The organism is Halorubrum sp. F4, from assembly GCF_027257195.1.
Classification (GTDB): domain Archaea; phylum Halobacteriota; class Halobacteria; order Halobacteriales; family Haloferacaceae; genus Halorubrum.
The window spans coordinates 423,961-444,867 of record NZ_JAPDFS010000003.1 but is presented as its reverse complement, the minus strand read 5'-3'; the positions used below and the strand labels follow the sequence as shown (position 1 = coordinate 444,867).

Sequence of the window (20,907 nt, the reverse complement as noted above, 5' to 3'; positions counted from 1 at the left end):
GTCCACTTAACCGCTCGCCCGCGGTTCTCATCGCTGAGAACGGAGTGGGCGAGGGTAAAAACGAGATTAGACCCAGTGGCCGAGCAGGTACGTCGCACCCACGACGACCGTCCCGCCGAACGCCTCGCGGGTTCCGACGGGAACCAGACCCGGAGTCGCCGAAGCCGCGGGAGTCTCCGGGTCGTCACCGTCGCTCCCGTTGGGGGCGGATCCATTCCCGGCGTCGGTTCCGTTCCCCGGTTCCCCGACGCTTCCGGTTCCGGTCCCGTTCGCCGTCTCCGCGTCGTTTTCGCCGTCCGTGCCGTTTTCAGGCTCGGTTTCGGTTCCGGCTCCCGTGTCGTCGGGCTCCGTCCCGTTGGCGACCCCGGTTCCGTTCGTCGTCTCCGTCTCGTTCGCCCCCTCGACGCCGTTTCCGGTCTCACCCGCGTCGTCCCCGCTACCGTCGCTGCCGTCGTCGTTCGTTCCACCGTCGTCGCCGTCCGTCCCACCGTCGTCGCCGTCCGTCCCACCGTCGTCCGTCCCGTCGTCGATCTGGGTCACTGCGGGGTCCGGTTCGACCGTGAGCGTACCCGTCGTCTCGTCGCCGTCGATTGCCAGCGTGTACGAGTACGTGCCGGGATCGAGGTCGACCGTCGTCCCGTTGAACGTCTCGTTTTTCGGCTCGTCCGGGGCGACGGTCACGTACCGTTCTTCGTATAGTTCCCCGCCAGCAACGTCGAGCGACAACGATTCCCGCCCCTCGACGGCGCCGGCGTTGCGAACCGTCACGGACAGCTCGGAGAGCGTGTCACCGCGAGTCACGTTGAGTTCGATCGGTTCGTTAGCGAGCCGCAGCCGGTCGGGGTCCGCGGCGTCCGAGACGACGATCGCCGTCCGGCTATCGTAGGGTCCCGAACCGGCGTACAGATCGAACGTCAGTCGATCGCCGGGTTGTGCCTCGCCGATCCCGGGATCGACGCTGAAGGTCCCGTCGTCGTCGATCCGGACCGTCGACTCGGAGGCCCGCGGCGTCTCGCCGCCGTCGTAGGCGAACGTGGCCGTCAGCTCGTTCGCGGGCAACAGCGTCGTCGTCCCGGTCACTCCGCTGCCGTCGACGAGGACCTCGCCGTCGTCGGTGACGTGGTCGTACCGGAGGTAGCGCTCGCTGACGGAGAACGTCGCGTTGACCGTGACGCCCGTCTCGTCGGTCGACAGGTACGGGAACTGCTCGGGCGTCCCGTCGTCGCCGACGGAGGCGGCCGCGAACGGAGCGTCGGCGTCGACGGCGGCCGGATCGTCGGCGAACCGATACCGCTCGCCGTCCGTGCCGTCGAGCCCGAACTCGACGCGGTACTCCTCGCCGGGGTCGAGCCGGTCGCCGATCGCGTTCCCGTCGCTCGTGTCGATCACGAGGTAGAGTCGGCCCGCAGTCGGGTCGTCGGGCGCGCTCTCGAGCTCGCTCGCCGACTCGAAGATCAGCGTGGCGTCCTCGAGCTGGTCGGGGCCGATCCGCGTCGGAGCGTTGTTCCGGCGAGGGTTCGTCTGTTCGATCCGGAGGTGAACTCCCCCCTCCTCGGTCAGTAGGTCGCCGAGCACCGCGCCGGTCGCGTTCTCGCCCGCCTCGACCGGTCCCGCGTCCCGCTCGGCGGCGAGGTGCGAGAACGCGCCCCAGATCCCGGCTGCCTCGACGCCGATCACGAGGCGGTCGCCCTTCGTGACGGCCGAGCGGTCGAGCCCGTCGCTTCGTAGCGATCCGACCGCCTCGCCCCCGTCCGATCCGCCCGGCATCGTCGTGAACACCTCCACCTCCTCTGCCACGCGGCGCTCGGGCTCGGTCAAGACGAGTTTCGATCGCTCGGATTCGCCCGCAGGAGCGACGGTACCATCGCCGTCGACGGTGAACGTCGCGTTGTCGACGAGCGAGAGCCGGTAGCGCTGGGGGACGAGCGGGCGAACCGGACCGTCCGCGCCCGTGCTCGACGGGAGCCCGGCGAGACTGCTCGCGACTGGCTCGCCGTCCTCGTCTACGAAGTCGAGCGAGCAGCCCGACACCGCACAGCTGGTGGCACTACCCTCCTCGCTCGTGACGGAGACGTAGTCCACTCCCGTCCCCGCCGTGCGGGTGTTGAGGGCCACCGTGACCGAACCCTCGCCGTTGACCTCGATGACGTCGACGAACCCCACCGGCGCGTTCGGATCGGTCAGGCGGTTTCCGCCGACGAGGAGGTACTTCGTGCCGCCCTCCTCGATGTTGACCGTGAGTTCGGCGAGGTCGCCGGCGGTCGTCGTGTACGTGTCGGATCCGAAGGAGGCGTTCACCGCGGCGGGAGCATCGCCAGCGGGAGCCGTGGTAACGCTCGCGGTGGCCGCACCGACTGCGGGAGACGTGCCCGCGAGGAGGAATCCGACGAGCGCGATCCCGAGGAGCCACGCGACTGCCCGGCGGGCACGGGTCGTCCGGTCCACGCAGGCCCTATGGTCGGTACGGACCGTTGGAGGGAGGGAAGCGTTCGTCGAGGGCGGCGGGGAGTGCTGTGGCATCGTGTGGGTCGTCCGCGAGGCCCGTCGAGGGACGGACCGTCGTCGTTCGGTCTCGACTCCACCGCAGGTCGACTAAAACGTGCGCCCCCGATTATCAACTGAGAAAACGATCGGAACGGCGACGATCCGGCCGGAGGAGACTCGTGAGGCACGATACGGATATCGAGATCCGGGACGAACCGGGCGACGGACCGAAGAGTTAAGCCCGACCGCGGTGCCGTTCCGATGAGGATGAAGTCCTGTCCCCGCTGTGAGGCGTCGATCGACGACTCCGCCCGGTTCTGCTCGGAGTGCGGTGCGCCGCAGAACGAGGAGGCCGCCGAGGAGCTGGACCAGTACGTACAGCGCCAGGCGAAGCAGGTGGCCGCACGGTCCGGCGGAGCCAGGGGTGACGGCGGGTCGGCGGGCGGCGGAACCGGGACCGGCGACGTGACCGCCGCCGATCTCTTCGGCGTCGCGGCCGAGGAGCTGACCGAGCGCGAGCAGCTGTGGCGGCGCGGAACCTACGTGATCGGGTACGCCACGATCGTGATCGCCCTCACGCAGATCACGAATCCGGGAGCGTGGTTCCTCCTCCTGGGAGGGATCGCGATCCTGCCGCCGACCCGGCGGCTGCTCGGCCTGCCCGTCGGCGGGACGTTCAAGCGGGAGGCGATGGCGGGGCTGTACGCGATCTTGGTGGTACTCGGCGCGGTTCTGTTCTTCGTGTTGTAGCGGGGGAACCGCCGGGCTCCGTCGATCCGTCGGCGATCCCGTTCGTTCGACTGCGGTGGCGTGCGCCGGTGAGTGCCCGTTAGGACACGAACCGATCGTATGAGGGAGTCGAGCGGTCGAAGCGAAGCGGAGACCGATCGACAGGGCGAGAGCGATGCTCTCGCTTGAAACCGGACGCAGTCCGGTGACGAGGCTGGGGAGGCGTGAGGTGCGGGGCTGTGCGGTTGGGTGGGGCTCAAAGGGGCAGTCGCGAGGACGACGCACGGCGCAGCAAGCACCGCAACGAGGGAGCGATAGCGACCGAGTGAGGAGCACAGCGAGCCGCGCGAATCGTCGCGGCTGGGGCTTTGAAGACATGGTCCGCGGTCACGAACGTACCGAACTCTTCGGCTCCAAACGATACATGTCTCTCACTCGATCCGGAAGCCGCCGGCGTCCTCGGCGGCGCGGATCAGGTCCGCGATGGAGTCGTTCGCGGAGAGGCCCTGGCTCGCAGCGAAGCGTTTGATCGCCACCGGCGGCACGTCGACCGGGCTGTCGGCGGCGACGAGGAGGAGCCCGAGCGCCTCGGCGGGGTCCGTTCCCGGGCCGGCGTTGGAGACGAACCACGAGAGGGTGTTGTCGAAGGTGGCGGTCACGTCGTTCGAGACCATGCGGTTGCGCGCGGTCGAGCCCTTCGCGTGGAGCGTCACGTCCACTCCATAGTCGAAGCCGTCGTCGTCGAAGGAGTCCGCCAGCCACTGGCTCACGGCTCGTCGGTCGACGTCGCCGGATCCACCGCTTCCGCCGTCACCACCCGCACCGTCCCGGTCGCCGGCGACCGGCTCGCGATCGGTCGCAGGCGCGGGATCCGCCGGCGACTGAAACCCCGACCCGTCGGCCGGTCCGGGATCCGGCGCGGACGCCCGTGACCGCCGCCGGACGTTCGGGCGGCCGTCGGTCCCGACGACGTACCGGCCCTCCCCGATCTCGACGACGCTCTCGTCGTCGGTAAAATCGAGGTCGTCGGGATCGGCCGGCGGTGCGTCGTGGTCACTCATGGGGAAAGCGTGGTCGCGCGAGAAAATAGGTGTTCCGGGCGGATCGATTCCGTCGGAAAGTGGTTAGCGGGTGGTTCGTGGCTCGTTAGAGCCTGACGGCTTCGCCCTGTGAATTGAACAGGTCGGGTGCGCGGAGTTCGACCTGTGTCGCCGCGCCTGCGGGCGAGACGATGTCGAGAGTTGCCTGCTCTCCTTCGCCGAAGGCCGTTCCTCCGTTTTTGAAGGCGCCAGCATCAGGATTCAAGAGAATCTGGAACTGTGACTCACTGTCAAGTACGGCACTTTCTTGAATTGTCCCGTCGTCACGGACGGCGAACTCGCCACCATTAAGATCGCTGAGTGTGCCCACGTCGTCGACGACATCAGTAGTCGTCGTGCCCTCGGTGGTTTCATCCGTGTCATCCTCGTAGAATTCCACGTCAAGTTGGTCACCCGTGGTGAACTGACTGTTGTCAACATCAATCGAGACAACCTCTCCGGCACTGAACTCGGAGCCGGAGAGCGTTCCGACTTCAGTCTCCCCGTTGGTGACGACGATTTCACCACTGTCCTGAAGGGAGTGGCCACCACCAACGGACACACTAATTGAGCTGTCGCGATCGCCGATGTTCGCTTGCGACTCGATCTCGCTGCCCGCGGTCGCAATACTGGTGTCGGGCGAGTCAGACACGATTTCGATACTTGCGGTGCCCTGATTGGTGTCCCCACCATCTTTTAGTTCCACAGAGAGGGTATTAGCGGTAGCCGCGCTATCCAACTCAGCAGGATCAACGCTGACCGTCACTACTTCACCAGAATCGAATTCGCTACCAGCAAGGCTCCCGGCTTCATTGCTTGTCTCATCTGCGGTTACGACGAGTGAGTAATCGTCTGCGATGTCGTAGCCATCACCGACTGACACGTCGACTGTATCGGCAGTTTCGTCGACTTGTAACTGTGCTTCGATCTCGCTATCGGCCGTATTAATGCTTGTGTCGAAGTCCAACGACTTCGGTACGGCGAAGACTAAGTTCTCCTGTCCACCCGGTCCGACCGCTTGGATCGTCGTCTCACTCAGATCGATGTTATCGGAGCCAGGTGCCCCGGAGACCGACACTCGAATCTCGTTGAGGGTGTCGTCCCCCGAAGCGACGATACCGACGGAGCTACCGACCTCAATACGTTCGGACACGAGGTCCGTACTCTCTTGACCCGTTGCTTCTGCCTGTGACTGAAGGAACCCAGCGGTGTTGATCAGAACGCCGGCGGCGATCGCTGCCACCAGCACCATCGCGATGAACACGATGAGCGTCCCGATCCCCACCTGGCCGCGATCCTCGGGGTTAGTGATGAATTCGAACATTGTTACAGCCTCACCGAGCTATCTTCGCTCGTGATGGTCGTCGGGACTCGGATCTCTTTGGTAGTCGTCGCGCCCGTAGCTGTCGTGAACGTCACCGTTAGACGCTCACCCTCGCTGAGCACGTTGTAATCAACGTCTGTGTTGGTAGTAAGGTCAACATTCACGTTAACTCGGTCACTGTTGTCAGTAAGAACCTGACCGCTGTCAGTCCCGATAATATTACTTGTCGTAACCTCGTCCACGTCATTTTCATTTAGATCGAAGGTTACCTGGCCGTCTTGACCAATGAATTCTGCCGTTGTCTGCTGAAGGTCAATCGGGCTCGACCCCGGCGCTATTGCTACGACGAAATTGAGTGAGGTGATCTCATCGTTATTTGCTTGATTCACCTCACCAGAGGTACTCACGACCTGTAGCCGATCACTCACTTGACTCGTACTCTCCTCGCCCGTCGCCTCCGCCTGCGTCTGGAGGAAGCCGGCCGTGTTGATCAGGACGCCGGCGGCGATCGCCGCCACCAGCACCATCGCGATGAACACGATGAGCGTCCCGATCCCCACTTGACCGCGCTCTTCCTCGTCGAATATGGTTTCGAACATTGGTTTGTTGTGTGGGCCCGCGGCCTGCCCGGCGGGCGTTATCGCTACGGAGCGGGAATTCCCTATTAAAGACACGGGGCGGGTTATCTATGTTGATAAACGACTGCAGTCATGCGTTTTTCGGGATTTATTCTAGCGATTAGTTACAGAATACAACAACGACGAGCCATCCTGACTATCAGATATGGATCCGAGAGATCACCGCTCGCGAAGCTCGCCCACGTCGACCTCGGAGATCACGAACTCCCGAGTGCCGGGCTCGTAGACCGCGAGGCTCCCCGCGACGAGCGCCATCGACCCGGCGAGCAGGCCGGTGTTGACGAGGAGGATCGCCCGGGGGTTCGCGAACGCGGTCCGGAACGCTGCGAGCGGGGTGGCGAGCGCGGCGACGACGACCAGCCCGAACCCGACGGCGAGATACGCCATCGCGGTCCGCCCGGAGGAACGGTACGCCGCCACCGCGAACGCCGACAGCGTCGCGCCCGCCCCCGCGAGCACGGCGGTCGTCACGAGGTACAGCCCTTCGATGAGGTCCATACCCGATCTGCCCGACCGGACAGGATAAAGATCCGGTGTGGGGTATCAATAGCGATAACATCCGGGTTCGCCCGGACACACGGCCGATCCCGAGGGGGAAGCGCGTCAGACGCCCCGAAAGTCGCGTTCGTCGCGCCGTCGACGCGAGAGAGTCCGAGCGTCGGCACGCCTTACCGATATCTTTTTGGGCGAAAGACTCATATTTGATAACGATAATGGCGGGGGACGACCTGATCACGGTACTCGGGAACAAATACAACACGGACATCCTGAGCGCGACGGGGGACGCCAAATCGGCTCAGGACCTGAGCGAGGAGCTGGAAGTCCCCATCGCGACGTGTTACCGCCGGATCAACGAGCTGGAGGAGGCGGACTTGCTCGAGCTCCACGACCGGCCCCTCTCGGACGAGCATCGCCGCGTGAAGGTGTACCGCCGGAAGGTCGACGGCGTCGACGTCGACTTCCGCGACGGGCTCACCGTCGAGATCAAGGAGCGATCCGCGGTCAAGAACCGACTCGACGACGTCTGGCGCGACCTCTCCGCGAGGGGCGATTGACCGTTAAAAGGACGGCTCGTCCGACCGGCTCATCATCGAGAACCCGCCCGCGCGCTCGTGGACCGTGATCCCCCCCTGCCCGATGTCCATCGGGAAGATGTCCGTGTCGATGTCCTGTTTGCGCATCTTGGCGACCCAGACGTAGCGGTTGACCCCCGAGTCCGTCGGCGTCTGGATGAAGTAGATGTTGCCGTCGGTGAGGAAGTTCTCCAAGCCGACCTCGGTGTCGGGGAACACCGCGCCCTGCTCGTTGATCAGCAGGGAGGTGAGCCCGTTCGCCTTGAGGATGTCGGAGAACTTCAGCAGGTACGTCCGCTTCTCCTGTTCGTCGTCGAAGAACAGCTGGAACATCGACAGCGAGTCGAGCACGAGCCGGTCGAACTCCTCGCCCTCGATCGTGTCGAGCAGTTTGTCGACGGCCGTCGAGAAGTCGGTCTCTCGAAGCATCTGGCGCTTGTCGAGGATCACGATCTCGCCGTCGTCGACTAACTCGCCGAAGTCGTCGAACCCGACCGACTCGGCGGCGGCGCGGATGTCGGCTTCGTCCTCCTCGAAGGAGACGTACACGCCGCGCTGGTCGTGGTCGGTGACGCCCGCGTAGAGGTACTGGATCCCGAAAATGCTCTTTCCGGTGCCGGGGTTCCCGGAGATCAGGACGGTCGACCGCTCCGTGATGCCGCCGGTGAGGATCGAATCGAGCCCCTCGACTCCGGTAGAGACGAGTTCTGACATTCGCCTTGGCCTTCGCGTCGGGAACATATAAAAGACGATCCGTTCGAACCGCCGTGTCGAACGCGAGGACGACCGGATCTCCGTGAGGAGAGGACGGCGATAGCTTTATTCGTCGACACGCCGCCACGTCCAGTATGCTCGGTGAAACGTACCCCGTCGCTCTCGACGGTGATCGACGGTGAGCGAAGCGACGGTCCTCGTCGTGGAGGACGAGCCGGACATCTCGGCGTTGTACGCCGGCTTCCTCGAGGAGCGCTACGACGTTACCGTCGCCGAGACCGCCGCCGAGGCGATGGACACCGTCGACGAGACCGTCGACGCCGTCCTCCTCGACCGACGGCTCCCGGACGGAAGCGGTGACGAGGTTCTCGAATACATCCGGGAGAACGGTCTCGATTGTCGGATCGCGATGGTGACCGCCGTCGAACCCGACTTCGACATCATCGGAATGGGCTTCGACCTCTACTTGACCAAGCCGGTGAGCCGAGAGAACCTGCTCGCCGCGCTCGAGACGCTCTTGACCCGCGACGAGTACGACGAGCTCCTCCAGGAGGCCGCGGCCCTGGCGAGCAAACGCGCGGTCCTCAGAGCACAGAAACCGACCGCCCAACTCGACGGCAACGAGGCGTTCGACGAACTCGTCTCCCGGCTCGACGAGCTCGACGCCGACATGGACGCCATCACCGAGTCGCTCTCCCCGGACGACTACCGCGCGATGTTCCGGGACATCGGCGAAGCTTGACGTCCTCCCCTCCTCACGAGAGCTGATCGCCGACCAGCGCGTCCGCCGCCGCGAGGAACGCGTCGCGTTCGTCGATCGGGATCGTCGCGCCGGCGGCGACGTCGTGGCCACCGCCGTCGCCGCCCACGGACCGGCTCGCTTCCCGCATCACGGCCGAGAGGTCGAGTCCCTGCCGAACCAGCCGCCCGGTCCCGCGCGAGGAGACCTTCAGTTCCTCCGCGTTCTTCTCCGCGAACGCGATCACGGGCTTCGAGCGGTCGACGGCGGGCGATCCGGCAGCCATCCCAGCGACGATCCCCACGATGGTCTCGCGGATCCGCGAGCCGGCGTCGAACCACTGGAGGTGCTCCTCGTGGGTCACGCCCTCGGATTTCACCCACTGGAGTCCCTCCGAGAGGTTCCGTCTGTGGTTCCGGAGCAGCCGTCGTGCCTCCGCGAGCGCCGCGTCGCGGTCGCCGAGACAGACCGCCAGTCCCACGTCCGCACGCTCGTACCGGGCGGTCGCGTTGAGCAGCGTCGAGAACTCGCTGACGTCCCGAAGCTCGGTACCCGATTCCTCTCCGAGCAGCGTGTAGGAGGTGCCGACGAGCGTCTCGATCCGATCGGCCGGAACGCCCGAGGCGACGGCACGCTGCATCAGCGCGGAGACGAGCGTCCGGCGCTCGTCGCCGTCGAGGTCGACCCAGCGCCGCCACTCGCCGTCGCGTTTCACGTCGACGTCGAGGTCCCGAAGGAACCCGATCGCGCCCGCCTCGTCGTTGGAGATCCCCGGGATCCGAACGTCCGAGGCGTACTCCAGCAGCTTCGGGAGCGGGCGGGTCTGTCGACCGTAGAGGTCGAGGTCGGTGCGCTCCTCGAGGACGCCCGCGTCGACGCCGTCGGCGACGATCGCCTCGTTCGCACCGACGAGCCCGCCCCCGCCGTCCTGCATGTCGCCGACCGCGCCGACGACCGCCAGCCCCGCCAGGTCGCGGTTGTCGCCGTCGGCGTCCTCGAGCGCCCGGGCGAGGACGTAGCTCGCGCCGGCCCCCGAGAGCTCGCTCGCGCCGTCTATCCCCTCGAGGAGCGGGTTGAGATGGAACTCCGTGTCGGCGTCGGCGGGCCGGTGATGGTCGGCGATCACGGGAATGAAGTCGCCGCGGGCCTCGTGGTCGGCGATCACGTCGAGCTGTCCGGAGCCGAAGTCGGTGAAGAGCACGACCTCGAACTCGCGGGCGGCGATCCCCGCGACCGACTCGTGGTCGAGCCCCTTCTCGAAGACGACCTCGTGGTCGATCCCCGCTCGCGCGAGCGCCGACGACGCGACGGCGGCGCTCGTGAGGCCGTCGGCGTCGATGTGTGAGACGAGCAGGACGCGGTCGGCCTCGCGTAGCCGGTCGGCGCAGGCGCGGGCCCGATCGCCGAGGGCGGGAACCGGAATGTCGGCGGCTGCCATTACCGGCCGATGGGTCGTCATGGGGGATAAACGCACGTTTCGGTCGACGCGTTGCCGGGTGGATCCGCCCCGGTTTCCCCGAACCTCACCGTTCCACCGTCAGGAACCTCACCGTTCCACCGTCAGCTCGAGCCGGGCGTCCCGTGCGGAACGTCCGACCTCGACGACGTACTCCCCGGCGTCGACGGTCCAGCCGTCCTCGGGGTCGTACCGTGAGAACGCGAGGTCGTCGAGCCGAACGGTGACGGTTTCGCGCTCGCCGGCGGCGACGGCGACGCTCTCGGCTCCGGCGAACTCGCGGGCGGGGCGGTCGACGCCCGCCACGTCCGGCGGACGGACGTACGTCTGGACCACCTCGCGGCCGTCGCGGTCGGCGACGTTCGCCAGGGTGGCCGTGACGGCGACGTCGTCCCCGTCGTCGCCGTCGCCCCTCCGGACGCCCTCGAGGCTCGCGTCGCGGTACTCGAACTCCGCGTACGAGCGGCCGTGGCCGAACGGGTAGGTGGGTTCGAGGTCGCGGGCGTCGAACCAGCGGTAGCCGACGAGGACGCCCTCGTCGTGGCTGACGCGCCCGTCGACGCCCGGGAAGCGCCGGCGGTCGGCCGTCGGGTACGCTGACGCCGGCGCGAACGTGACCGGGAGCCGACCGCCCGGGTCGACGTCCCCGTAAAGGAGCGCCGCGAGCGCGTCGCCGTGGACCTGCCCGGGGTACCAGTTGACGAGGACCGCATCGACCGCGCCGCGCCACGGGAGTTCCACCGGGCCGCTCGCGGCGACCGTGACGACGGTCCGGTCCGCGGCCGCGGCGACCGCCTCGATCAGTTCGTCCTGACTGCCGGGGAGACCGAGTCCGTCCCGATCGAGCGCCTCCGTCGTGGTGTCGCGAACGACGACGACGGCGACGTCCGCGGCCTCGGCGGCCGCGACAGCCGAGTCGACGTCGACGGCGAGGTCGTCGCTCGCGGCATCGCCGTCGCTATCGGTGTCAGTCGCGTCGACGGCGTCGGCCGCGTCGGTGTCGGTCGCGTCGACGTTATCCTTCTCTCCCTCCTCGTCCGTCAGGAGGTCGAGCATCGAGACGCCCTCGATCGGCGGGTGACCGGGGACGACGGTCACGGCTCCGTCGGCGCGCGCCTCGAGACCCTCCCGCGGCGCGGTGCTCGTCTCGGGTGTCGTCTCCGCGGAGCCGCCCCCGCCGAGGACCGCCTCGTCCACCGCGGGGCCGACGAGCGCGACGTCGGCGGCGGCCGGAAGCGGGAGGGCACCCTCGTTCTTCAGCAGGACGGACCCGCGCGTCGCGACCTCGAACGCGGTCCGGCGGTGGGCCTCCGCGTCGGCCTCGACGGGGGAGCGGTCGCCGTCCAGCACCCCGGCCCGGTCCATCGTCCGAAGGACGCGCGTTGCCATGTCGTCGAGCCGCTCCCGCGGGAGCGACCCGTTCCGGACCGCGGCGGGGAGCGCCTCGTCGAACGGTTCGCACGTCTCCGGATCGGGCATCCCGCGAGCGATCTCGGGAGGGATCGGATCGTCGGAGGCGGGGGCGTCGTCATCGTCCCCGTCGCCCGCCGTCGCGTCCGACGTCTCCGCCATCGGGACGCCCGGCATCTCGACGTCGAGGCCGGCGGTCGCCGCGTCGACTGCGCTCTCGGTCCCGTACCAGTCGGAGACGACGTAGCCGTCGAACCCCCACTCCTCCTTCAACACGTCCGTCAGCAGTCGCCGGTGGTCGCTCATCCGGGTCCCGTTCACGCGGTTGTACGCCGACATCACCGATCCGGCACCGGCCGCGACCGCGGCGCGGAACGACGGGAGGTATAGCTCACGGAGCGCCCGCTCGTCGACCTCGGCACTGACCGCCGCACGGTCCGTCTCCTGGCCGTTCGCGACGTAGTGTTTCGGCGTCGCGATCACGCCCTCGGACTCGATCCCCTCGACGACGCTCGCGGCGGTCGCGGCGGACGACACGGGGTCCTCGGAGAAGTACTCGAAGTTCCGGCCGCCCTGTGGGACGCGGATCAGGTTCGTCCCCGGCGCGAGCAGGACGTCGGCCCCGGCCGCCCGAGTCTCGCGACCGAGCGCGGCTCCGTGTTCGCGGGCCAACTCGTCGTCGAACGTCGCTGCCAGCGCGATCGGAGCGGGGAACGCGGTCGCCGATTCGTCGGGGATCCGGACGCCGAGCGGCCCGTCGACCATGCAAAGTGGGGGGACGTCGAGCCGTTCGACGCCCGCGAGATATCCCGTCGCGCGCCCGGTCGGGTCCGTCGTTCCGGAGACGAGACGGGCGGTCTCCTCGAGCGTGAGCGCCTCGACCAGCCCGCGAACCGGCGTGTCCTCGGTCATGACTGACCGTCGGTCGCCCGACGCAAAGGCGTTCGGTCGACGGCAGACGGCAGACCGTAGCCACCAGAACGCGAACCGCGCTCGACCGCGGCCGGGTCCGGCAGACCTTGCCGTAACTGACAGTTATAGACGGATAAAGATATATGCGCTACATACATGACACGTGGGTTCGACACCCGGAGTCTCCACGCCGGATCGTCCGCCGATCCGGCGACCGGGGCTCGCGCGACGCCGATCCATCAGACGACGTCCTACGAGTTCGAGGACGCCGACGCGGCGGCCGATCTGTACGCGCTCCGGGCGGACGGGGACGTCTACTCCCGCGTCTCGAACCCGACCGTGCGTGCGCTCGAGAACCGCCTCGCCGACCTGGAGGGCGGGTCGGGGGCGGTCGCGACCGCCTCCGGGATGGGAGCGTTCGACGCGATCACCACGGTCCTCGCGAGCGCGGGCGACAACGTCGTCGCCAGCGAGGAGATGTACGGCGGCACCACGACCCACCTCACCAGCGTCGCGAACCGCCGCGGGGTGGAAGCCCGGCTCGTCGGCACGACCGACTACGGGGCGTACGCCGATGCCATCGACGACGACACCGCCTTCGTCCACGTGGAGACGATCGCGAACCCCTCCCTCGTCACGCCCGACTTCGAGCGTCTCGCGGGGATCGCCCACGCGAACGCGGTCCCGCTCGTCGTCGACAACACGTTCGCGACGCCGTACCTCTGTCGGCCGATCGAGCACGGCGCGGACGTCGTCTGGGAGTCGACGACCAAGTGGCTCACCGGGAACGGCACCACCGTCGGCGGGGTCGTCGTCGACGGCGGCACCTTCCCGTGGGACCACCCCGAGGCGGAGTACGCGGAACTGTCGGGCGAGTCGCCGGCGTTCCCGATCGACTTCGTGGAGCGGTTCGGCGACGCCGCGTTCGCGAACGTCGTCCGCCAGCGGGCGGTCCGTCCGACGGGGAGCCAGCAGTCCCCCTTCGACGCCTGGCAGACGCTTCAAGGGGTCGGGACGCTTCCCCTCCGGATGGAGCGCCACTGCGAGAACGCCCGACGAGTCGCCGAGTTCCTCCGCGAGGACGACCGGGTCGACTGGGTGACCTACCCCGGGTTCGAGGAGCACCCGACTCACGCGAACGCGAGCGAGTACCTCGACGGCGAAGACGACCCCGACGACGGCGACGACCCCGGGTCCGGCTACGGCGGGATGATCACCTTCGGGGCCGCGGGGGGTTACGCGGCCGCGAAGACGCTCTGTGAGTCGGTCGACCTCGCGAGCTTCCTCGCGAACATCGGCGACGCGAAGACGCTGATCATCCATCCCGCCTCCACCACGCACGCACAGCTCGACGCGGAGGCGCGGGCGGCGGCGGGCGTCCGGGAGGACATGGTCCGACTCTCGGTCGGCATCGAGGACCCGGACGACGTGATCGCCGACCTCGACGCGGCGCTGTCGGCGGCGGTGAACGCGTCGGGGACGGGGAACGGAACGGGGAGGGAGTGAGGATGGCGGCCACGCCCACCGACGCCGGCGTCGCGACCCTCGGGGAGTTCACCTTCGAGTGCGGGCAGTCGATCCCCGAGCTGCACGTCGGCTACGAGACGTACGGCGAGTTCGACGGGGACAACGTCGTCCTCGTGTGTCACGCGCTCACCGGCAGCCAGAACGTCGCCCGGACGCCCGGGCGCGACGCGGACGCCGGACAGGCCGGCCAGGCACGCGCGTGGTGGGACGACGTGGTCGGCCCGGGAAAGGCGATAGACACGACCGAGTACTACGTCGTCTGTGCGAACGTTCCCGGCTCCTGTTACGGCACCTCGGGGCCGGCCAGCGAGCGCCCGACCGATCTGGATCTCCCCGGCGACGAGCCCGACCACGACCGCTGGGGGACGGCGTTCCCGCCGGTTCAAGTCGAGGACTGGACGCGCGCACAGCGCCGCCTGCTCGACCACCTCGGCGTCGGCCGGCTCCGGGCGGTCGTCGGCGGGAGCGTCGGCGGGATGAACGTCCTCGAGTGGGCGAAACGGTACCCCGACGACGTCGACCGTATCGTCCCCATCGCCGCCGCGGCCAGACTCGACGCGCAGTGTCTCGCGCTCGACGCCATCGCCCGCCGGGCGATCCGGGCGGACCCGAACTGGAACGGCGGCGACTACTACGGCGAGGACCGCGAGTCGCCCGACACCGGGCTGGCGATGGCCCGGCAGATCGGCCACGTGATGTACCTCTCGAAGGCGTCGATGGAGCGGAAGTTCGGCCGACGTTCGGCCGGCCGCGACTCGCTGAGCCGCGAGCAGGGCGACCTCGGACTGGCGGCCGACCCCGCGGCCGCCTTCTTCCCGTACCGCGAGGTGGAGTCGTACCTCGACTATCAGGCGGAGGGGTTCGCGGAGCGGTTCGACGCCAACAGCTACCTCTACCTCACGCGCGCGATGGACGAGTACGACCTCGCCGCCGGCTACGGCTCCGACGCCGACGCGCTCGCCGCCTTCGAGGGCGAGGCGCTCGTGACCAGCTTCACCGGCGACTGGCACTTCACCGTCGAGCAGGCCGCCTCCGTCGCGACCGCCTTCCGCGAGCGCGACGTCCCCGTCGCTCACCACGTGATCGACTCCGACCACGGCCACGACGCGTTCCTCGTCGAGCCCGAACACGTCGGCCCGCCGCTGCGCGACTTCCTCGCGGACGGGGTCGAGGGGCGCGCGGTCGACGACCAGGGTGGCGACGGCCCCGCGAGAGAGGAGTCCGACCGAGACCCCGACCACGCTCCCGTTCACTCCAGCCTGTTCGGCGGGTGAGGGTGAATCGATCCTTCAGAAGGATGAACACTGGAGCACACCGGGGAGGGGTGCCTCGATCTAAGCGGTGGCGCGCCGGTGAGCGCCCAGCAGGGCGCGAACCCGACCGCGAGGGACGCGACGACCGGAGGGAGTCGCGAGGCTGGGGAGGCGTGAGGTGCGGGGCGGTGCGGTTCGGGCGGGGCTTTGGAGACGTTCGCCGCACCGGCGACGATCGCGGGCCCGTCGATCCGACTTCTCTCGGAACGGACGTGTTGGGGCGGGTTCGAACCAGGGAGCGGGAGGTGAGCGAGCGCAGCGAGCGAATGGGAGCGACCGGGGTTCGAACCCGCTCCATACCTGCGGCTCGCAGAGTTGCTCGCCACAGGTATGGGCTCGGGCGGGTTCGAACCGCCGACCTCAGCCTTGTAAAGGCCGCGTCATAACCAGCTAGACCACGAGCCCCGTCGGTGGAAGCCGCCGCGAGCGGAAAACGGTTTCTGTCTCGGCCGCGAACTCCGACCGTGAACCCCCGATTCCGCGCGCCGCTCACCGTTCTCATCGTCGTCTTCGTCTTCGCCGCGCTCGTGATCGCCACCGCCCCGTCGATCCTGATCTCGAGCTACGAGACGACCACGGTCGAGGCGACCGACGCCGAGACGGCCGAGACGCTCGCGACCGCCGAGGTCCGGATCGCGGACGGTCCGATGAAACGCTACGTCGGGCTCTCGACGACCGAGGAACTCGCCGCCGACGAGGGAATGTTGTTCGTCCATCCCGACCCCGGCGAGTACGATTACGTGATGCGCGACATGGCCTTCGCCATCGACATCGTGTTCGTCGCCGCCGACGGGGAGATCACGTCGATACGGGAGGCCGAACCCGAGTCGCGCCCGCTCACGACCTATGAAGGGACGGGGAGATACGTCCTCGAAGTGCCGAGAGGGTGGAGCGCCGACAACGGCGTCGAACCCGGGGACACGCTCGAGTTCGACCTTCCGTGAACCGCCGATCCCCCCGACGAAACCCTTTCACGCTTCCCTTCCGTCGAACCGGATATGACCGGTCCCCTCCGACGCGTCGCCTGGAACCTCCGACATCGCTGGCGGCGGGTGTTCGCGCTCTGTGTCGTCGGTGGCGGCGTCCTCGCACCGCTCGTCACGAGCCTCTGGTGGAGCCTTCCGCTCGTCTGGTTCCTCGGGCTGTTCGTCGTCCTCCCCGTGCTTCACACGCTCGCGAAGCCGCTTCCCGATCGCGACGACGGGAACGACGGCGACCGCGGCCGCGAGAGCGATCCCGCACTCGATGCGCTGCGCGAGCGGTACGCCCGCGGTGAGATCGACGAACGGGAGTTCGAACGGAAGCTCGACCGTCTGCTCGAGACCGAGGACGCGGAAGTCGCCGACCGCGACCGCGACCGCGACGTGGCCGCCCGGATCCGCGGGACCGTCGAGCGCGAACTCGAGCGAGTCCGGGAGTGACCGCGTTCCGTTCACGGACGGTGTGGAAACACGGCGCTTCTGGGGATCTCACTCCACTCTGACGGTTCGGCTCGCACGCACGGGCATCAGCGGCAGGTCGGGAAAGACCACCTCGACGACGAACTCCAACTCGTCGGCGTCGGTCGGGCCGAACACGCCGACCGGCATCGTCGTCTCCCCGTCGAGATACGTCGCGGTCTCGGTCATCTCCACGTCGTTGACGGTGACGCGGATCCCGACGCGCGCGCCGCCGTTCGCGGTCGAGACGCCGACCTCACACAGGTCGTTCTCGCCGACGGCGATGGCCTCGGGGAACGCGCCCCAGTCGACCTCGATCCGCGGGCACTCGCGGGCGGCGTCGACGATCCGCTCGGCGACGGAGGCGCTCATCCCGGAGTTCTCCAGGGTTTCGACGCCCGCCTCGACGACCGCGGCCGGCGAGGTGAGTCCGGCGTTCGCGAGCCGCTCGGCGCGGCCGGAGCCGACGCCGTCGATCGCGGTGAGCGCGACCGCCTCGCGGGAGACGCCGTGCTCGACCCGGGCCTCGACGCGGCACGCGAGGTTGGCCGCCCGCGGCCCGGCGAACCGGTCGAGGAACTCCGAGAGCGCGGCGAGCAGCCGGAGAGCGTTCTGCCGGATCACCCAGGCGTCCGAGCGGAGATCCGTGGGCATCGAATCGGCCATTCCCGCGAGCAGGATGGCGAACACCTTGCGGTGGCCGTCCTCGAGATCCGTGTCGTGACTCTCGAGGACCCGATCGATGGCGTCGGACTCCGCGGCACGCGCCGAGACCGAGTCGAACTCGCCGGCGGCGGCGACCGTCTCGAGCACCGCGTCGACGGTGAGCCGATCGCGCTCGGCGAGGTCGCGGAACTGCCGGGCGGTCTCGAGGCGCATGTAGTACTTCGAGGCGAGCCGACCCAGCGTCGTCGGCTCGACCGCGAGGTCGTCGTCGGCCGCGACGAACCCCTCGTCGACGAGCGAGTCGAGGGTGTCGCGGACGCGGTCGCGGATCCCCTCGAACCCGTACTCCGCGGGCTCCGAGCGTGCGCGCACGTAGTAGAACGTCGTCTCCAGCCACTCCATCACGTCCTCGAGTCCGCGGATCGTCCCCATCGCGACCTCGGCGTTGAGGTGTGACTCCAACTCCGCCGCCAGCCGCGACTCGATCTCCTTGCCCTCACGGAGGAGCCGCCGGTACTTGTCGGCGTCCGCGCGGTCACACACCACCCAGCCGTAGCCCACGTCGTCGTAGCCGGGGCGTCCCGCCCGGCCGAGCATCTGGAGGACGTCGAGCGGCGAGATGTCCGTCTCGCCCTCCAGGGGATCGTGATACTTGGTGTCTCGGATCACGACACAGCGCGCCGGGAGGTTCACCCCCCACGCGAGCGTGGACGTCGAGAAGAGCAGCTTGATCTTCCCCTGTTTGAACCACTCTTCGACACGGTCGCGGTCGCCCTTCGCGAGCCCGGCGTGGTGGAAGCCGACCCCGTCGAGAACCGACTGGCGGAGGGTGTCGTTCGAGAGCTCCGTCGCCTCGTTGTGGAAGTCGTAGTCGCCCCGCGAGTCGATCGGAACGTCCCGTTCCGTGATCTCGTCGCGCGCCTTCTTCGCGGCCTGGACCGTGTCCTGTCGCGAGGAGACGAACACGAGCGCCTGGCCGTCCTCGCGGACGTGCGGTTCGGCCAGGTCGATCGCGCGGTAGAGTCGGCGGTACTTGTCCGCGAAGGCGTTCGAGCCGTGACTATACGTCTTGACGCCGGTCTCGAGGTCGACCGGGCGGTACTCGTCGCCGAACGAGTAGGTGGTCTCGGGGGGCGCGTCGAGCCACTCGGCCACGTCGTCGACGTTCGGCATCGTCGCCGAGAGCGCGACGACCCGCGGGTCCTGGAGTCGTCGAAGGCGCGAGACGGTGACCTCCAGCACCGCGCCGCGCTTCTCCGAGTCGAGCAGGTGGACCTCGTCGATCACGACGCAGTCGACGTCGGTGATGAAGCTGTACCGCGCGGAGTCGTGTTTGCGGGTCGCGCTGTCGGCCTTCTCGGGCGTCGTGACGAGCACGTCGGCGCGCTCGGCCCGCCGCGGGTTGAGGTCGCGCTCGCCGGAGACGACGTACACGGAGTAGCCCAGGTCCTCGAACCGCTCCCACTCGCTCTCCTTCTCGTTCGTGAGCGCGCGAAGCGGGGCGATGAACAGCGCGGTCCCGCCCGCGGCGAGCGTCTTACAGATCGCGAGTTCGGCGAGCGCGGTCTTCCCCGAGGCGGTCGGCGCGGACGCGACGACGTTGTGGTCGGTCTCGAAGATCCCGGGGAGCGCCTCGCGTTGCATCCGGTTGAACTCCTCGAACCCGAAGGCGTCGGCGAACTCCGGAACCGCGTCCGCGACCTTCACGCCGCACCACATCCGGGGACGGAACCACGTCCGGGGACGAATCGATCGCGCTCGCGGCTGTGTCGCATTGGATCGAACCCGGGGCTTCGAGAGCAAAGGCGTTTCTCATGCGAGCGGAAGAGTAGTGGTTCACATCGACTACAACTCGCAGTCCCCGGACGCCTCGAGAGCTGCTTCTCCGGCATCGACCCTCGCCTCGAAGGTATCCCAGTCCTCTTCGTCGGCCGCGTTTGCGGCGTCCCGGTAGTGTCTAGCGGCGTCCGAGAAGTGACCGCTCATGCAGGTGAGATCGATGAAGTCGCTCCGCATCTCGACTGGGGCGGTCTCCTCACCGTCTCGAAACCGATCCTCGGCGCTTCCAAACCGAGTACTCGCCTCGTCAAGGTCGCTCGCGGCCGTGTTCCACCGTTCTTCGACGAACTCGTCTAAACCCGTAAAGAGCGCTTGGAACCCCCGGGACATCTCTCTGGTCCCCGCGAGCAACGGGGCCAATCCCGTGATCGCATCGTCGAGGTCGGCCATATCCGATCTGGCATCATCGATCAGTTCGAGATCGATCTCCGTCTCGTCAACTCGTTCGAATCGGTCAACTGCGACGGTATGATGATCCCTGGCGTCCTCAAGTGCCGATTCCGCATCCTTGATCCGTTCGGTCGCGTCCTCGTATCGCTCGACGTCCCAGTAGTCCATCGCCGTCTCGAAGTCGTCGAGAGCGGTCCCGAGGGAGTCGAGTGTATCCGTCAGAGCACGGATCCACGAGATCGTATCTCGGATCGCGTCGATCCGTTCCTGTTGATCCGGACCTGCGTCGATCTCGGCATCGTCAAGTGCGTCCTCGGCGTCGTCGAGGTCCCGATCGATAGCATCCGTCCGGAAATCGACGTGATCGGTCGCACCATCGAACCCCTCGACCTCCTCGCCGAGAGTCGACTCCGCGTTTTGAAGCGCATCAAGTGCGGTCTCGATGTGATCTTCCACGGTCGTCTCGTCATCCATCTCCCCGTCATCGGATTCCATTCCATCGTCGCTGGTTTCTTGCCCGTCGTCATCGGAATCCGTTCCGTCATCGGTCGTATCGTCGGTCTCTGTCGGTGAATCGTCCATACAGCCCGCGATACCGGAGATTCCAACACTAACAAGGAACGCTCGTCGTCCGGTGTCGTGGGATGACATACGAGGATTTCAATATCAATACAGATAATGGTATATCCGAGAATATACACTCTGATAACTCAGTCGTCCGTTGTAGTCCGTTCTCATCGGTATTTCACTCGGATTTTAGTAGCCACCCGCCCGAGCGGCGTCTATGACACCTAACGATCCCGTAGTGGGAATCGGCATTGCCATCCTCGTCCTACTCCTCCTGCTCGGCGTCTTTCGCCGCCTCCGCGGCCCCTCGGACGAGGCCCGCGAATCGAAGCAGGCCCACGAGGCGGCCCGGGAACGCGACCCGCCCGTCGAGATCGGCGAGACGTACGAGTTCGGCGTGACGGAACTCACGGACCACCACTCCGGAAGCGAGGTCGCCGTCGGCAAGGTCGAGGGATTCGTCGTCTTCACGGAGGACGTCCCGAGCGACCTCGCGAAGGGCGACGTGATCCGCGCGAAGGTGCTCTCGTTCAACGAGGGCCGGACCTCCGCGGACGCGACGTTCGTGACGAAGGCCTGAGGACGGCCAGTCGGACCACCTCCGCTCC

General features: G+C 67.6%; 17 protein-coding genes, 1 tRNA gene and 1 pseudogene. 8 read left to right on the top strand and 11 right to left on the bottom strand.

What is annotated here, in order from left to right; translation table 11 throughout:
- Positions 1-66: 66 nt before the first annotated feature.
- Entirely contained in the window at positions 67-2,445 is a 2,379-nt protein-coding gene (locus tag OKW78_RS10615; protein WP_281195135.1) for a BGTF surface domain-containing protein, read from the bottom strand.
- Positions 2,446-2,751: 306 nt separating this feature from the next.
- Here OKW78_RS10615 and OKW78_RS10610 point away from each other — a divergent pair, with 306 nt between their 5' ends.
- A complete protein-coding gene (locus tag OKW78_RS10610; RefSeq protein WP_281195134.1) occupies positions 2,752-3,234 on the top strand; it encodes a zinc ribbon domain-containing protein in 483 nt (160 codons plus the stop codon).
- A gap of 410 nt (positions 3,235-3,644) precedes the next feature.
- On the opposite strand, the gene OKW78_RS10605 is transcribed toward OKW78_RS10610, so the two are convergent.
- The 4 genes and pseudogenes from OKW78_RS10605 to OKW78_RS10590 all read right to left on the bottom strand — a co-directional run bounded on the left by OKW78_RS10605 (position 3,645) and on the right by OKW78_RS10590 (position 6,752).
- A complete protein-coding gene (locus OKW78_RS10605) occupies positions 3,645-4,274 on the bottom strand; it encodes a hypothetical protein (protein WP_281195133.1) in 630 nt (209 codons plus the stop codon).
- A 766-nt stretch (positions 4,275-5,040) separates the two neighbouring features.
- Positions 5,041-5,616 (bottom strand): annotated as a pseudogene (locus OKW78_RS10600) (archaellin/type IV pilin N-terminal domain-containing protein); the annotation flags it as partial.
- A gap of 2 nt (positions 5,617-5,618) precedes the next feature.
- Entirely contained in the window at positions 5,619-6,215 is a 597-nt protein-coding gene (locus tag OKW78_RS10595) for an archaellin/type IV pilin N-terminal domain-containing protein (RefSeq protein WP_281195132.1), read from the bottom strand.
- A 198-nt stretch (positions 6,216-6,413) separates the two neighbouring features.
- On the bottom strand, positions 6,414-6,752 hold the full coding sequence (locus OKW78_RS10590; protein WP_281195131.1) for a hypothetical protein: 339 nt from the start codon (positions 6,750-6,752) through the stop codon (positions 6,414-6,416).
- Between the two features lie 215 nt (positions 6,753-6,967).
- Between OKW78_RS10590 and OKW78_RS10585 the strand changes: the two genes are divergently transcribed.
- Positions 6,968-7,309, top strand: a complete 342-nt coding sequence (locus OKW78_RS10585; protein WP_122106563.1) for a helix-turn-helix domain-containing protein — start codon at positions 6,968-6,970, stop codon at positions 7,307-7,309.
- A gap of 3 nt (positions 7,310-7,312) precedes the next feature.
- Here the strand turns inward: OKW78_RS10585 and OKW78_RS10580 are convergent, their stop codons facing one another.
- Positions 7,313-8,041 carry an ATPase domain-containing protein gene (locus OKW78_RS10580; protein WP_281195130.1) on the bottom strand — a complete coding sequence of 243 codons (729 nt, stop codon included), beginning with the start codon at positions 8,039-8,041 and terminating at the stop codon, positions 7,313-7,315.
- Positions 8,042-8,219: 178 nt separating this feature from the next.
- Between OKW78_RS10580 and OKW78_RS10575 the strand changes: the two genes are divergently transcribed.
- On the top strand, positions 8,220-8,783 hold the full coding sequence (locus tag OKW78_RS10575; RefSeq protein WP_281195129.1) for a HalX domain-containing protein: 564 nt from the start codon (positions 8,220-8,222) through the stop codon (positions 8,781-8,783).
- 13 nt (positions 8,784-8,796) lie between these two features.
- Here the strand turns inward: OKW78_RS10575 and OKW78_RS10570 are convergent, their stop codons facing one another.
- Both OKW78_RS10570 and OKW78_RS10565 read right to left on the bottom strand, forming a co-directional pair.
- The gene (locus OKW78_RS10570) at positions 8,797-10,218 is read right to left on the bottom strand and encodes a DHH family phosphoesterase (protein WP_281195128.1); all 1,422 of its coding nucleotides are present in this window, start codon (positions 10,216-10,218) and stop codon (positions 8,797-8,799) included.
- A 108-nt stretch (positions 10,219-10,326) separates the two neighbouring features.
- Positions 10,327-12,558 carry a beta-glucosidase gene (locus tag OKW78_RS10565; RefSeq protein WP_281195127.1) on the bottom strand — a complete coding sequence of 744 codons (2,232 nt, stop codon included), beginning with the start codon at positions 12,556-12,558 and terminating at the stop codon, positions 10,327-10,329.
- A 156-nt stretch (positions 12,559-12,714) separates the two neighbouring features.
- Between OKW78_RS10565 and OKW78_RS10560 the strand changes: the two genes are divergently transcribed.
- Entirely contained in the window at positions 12,715-14,064 is a 1,350-nt protein-coding gene (locus OKW78_RS10560) for an O-acetylhomoserine aminocarboxypropyltransferase/cysteine synthase family protein (protein ID WP_281195126.1), read from the top strand.
- A 2-nt stretch (positions 14,065-14,066) separates the two neighbouring features.
- Positions 14,067-15,359 carry a homoserine O-acetyltransferase gene (gene metX / locus OKW78_RS10555; RefSeq protein ID WP_281195125.1) on the top strand — a complete coding sequence of 431 codons (1,293 nt, stop codon included), beginning with the start codon at positions 14,067-14,069 and terminating at the stop codon, positions 15,357-15,359.
- Positions 15,360-15,729: 370 nt separating this feature from the next.
- Here metX and OKW78_RS10550 read toward each other — a convergent pair.
- Positions 15,730-15,803: transfer RNA gene (locus tag OKW78_RS10550), tRNA-Val, on the bottom strand.
- A gap of 59 nt (positions 15,804-15,862) precedes the next feature.
- Between OKW78_RS10550 and OKW78_RS10545 the strand changes: the two genes are divergently transcribed.
- Entirely contained in the window at positions 15,863-16,342 is a 480-nt protein-coding gene (locus tag OKW78_RS10545; protein ID WP_281195124.1) for a DUF192 domain-containing protein, read from the top strand.
- A gap of 54 nt (positions 16,343-16,396) precedes the next feature.
- Positions 16,397-16,819, top strand: a complete 423-nt coding sequence (locus tag OKW78_RS10540) for an SHOCT domain-containing protein (protein ID WP_281195123.1) — start codon at positions 16,397-16,399, stop codon at positions 16,817-16,819.
- 48 nt (positions 16,820-16,867) lie between these two features.
- Here OKW78_RS10540 and OKW78_RS10535 read toward each other — a convergent pair whose 3' ends face one another.
- Together OKW78_RS10535 and OKW78_RS10530 are read right to left on the bottom strand one after the other, a co-directional pair.
- Positions 16,868-19,210 carry a DEAD/DEAH box helicase gene (locus OKW78_RS10535; RefSeq protein WP_281195122.1) on the bottom strand — a complete coding sequence of 781 codons (2,343 nt, stop codon included), beginning with the start codon at positions 19,208-19,210 and terminating at the stop codon, positions 16,868-16,870.
- Positions 19,211-19,348: 138 nt separating this feature from the next.
- The gene (locus tag OKW78_RS10530) at positions 19,349-19,900 is read right to left on the bottom strand and encodes a hypothetical protein (RefSeq protein ID WP_281195121.1); all 552 of its coding nucleotides are present in this window, start codon (positions 19,898-19,900) and stop codon (positions 19,349-19,351) included.
- A 616-nt stretch (positions 19,901-20,516) separates the two neighbouring features.
- Between OKW78_RS10530 and OKW78_RS10525 the strand changes: the two genes are divergently transcribed.
- A complete protein-coding gene (locus tag OKW78_RS10525) occupies positions 20,517-20,879 on the top strand; it encodes a hypothetical protein (RefSeq protein WP_281195120.1) in 363 nt (120 codons plus the stop codon).
- Positions 20,880-20,907 lie beyond the last annotated feature (28 nt).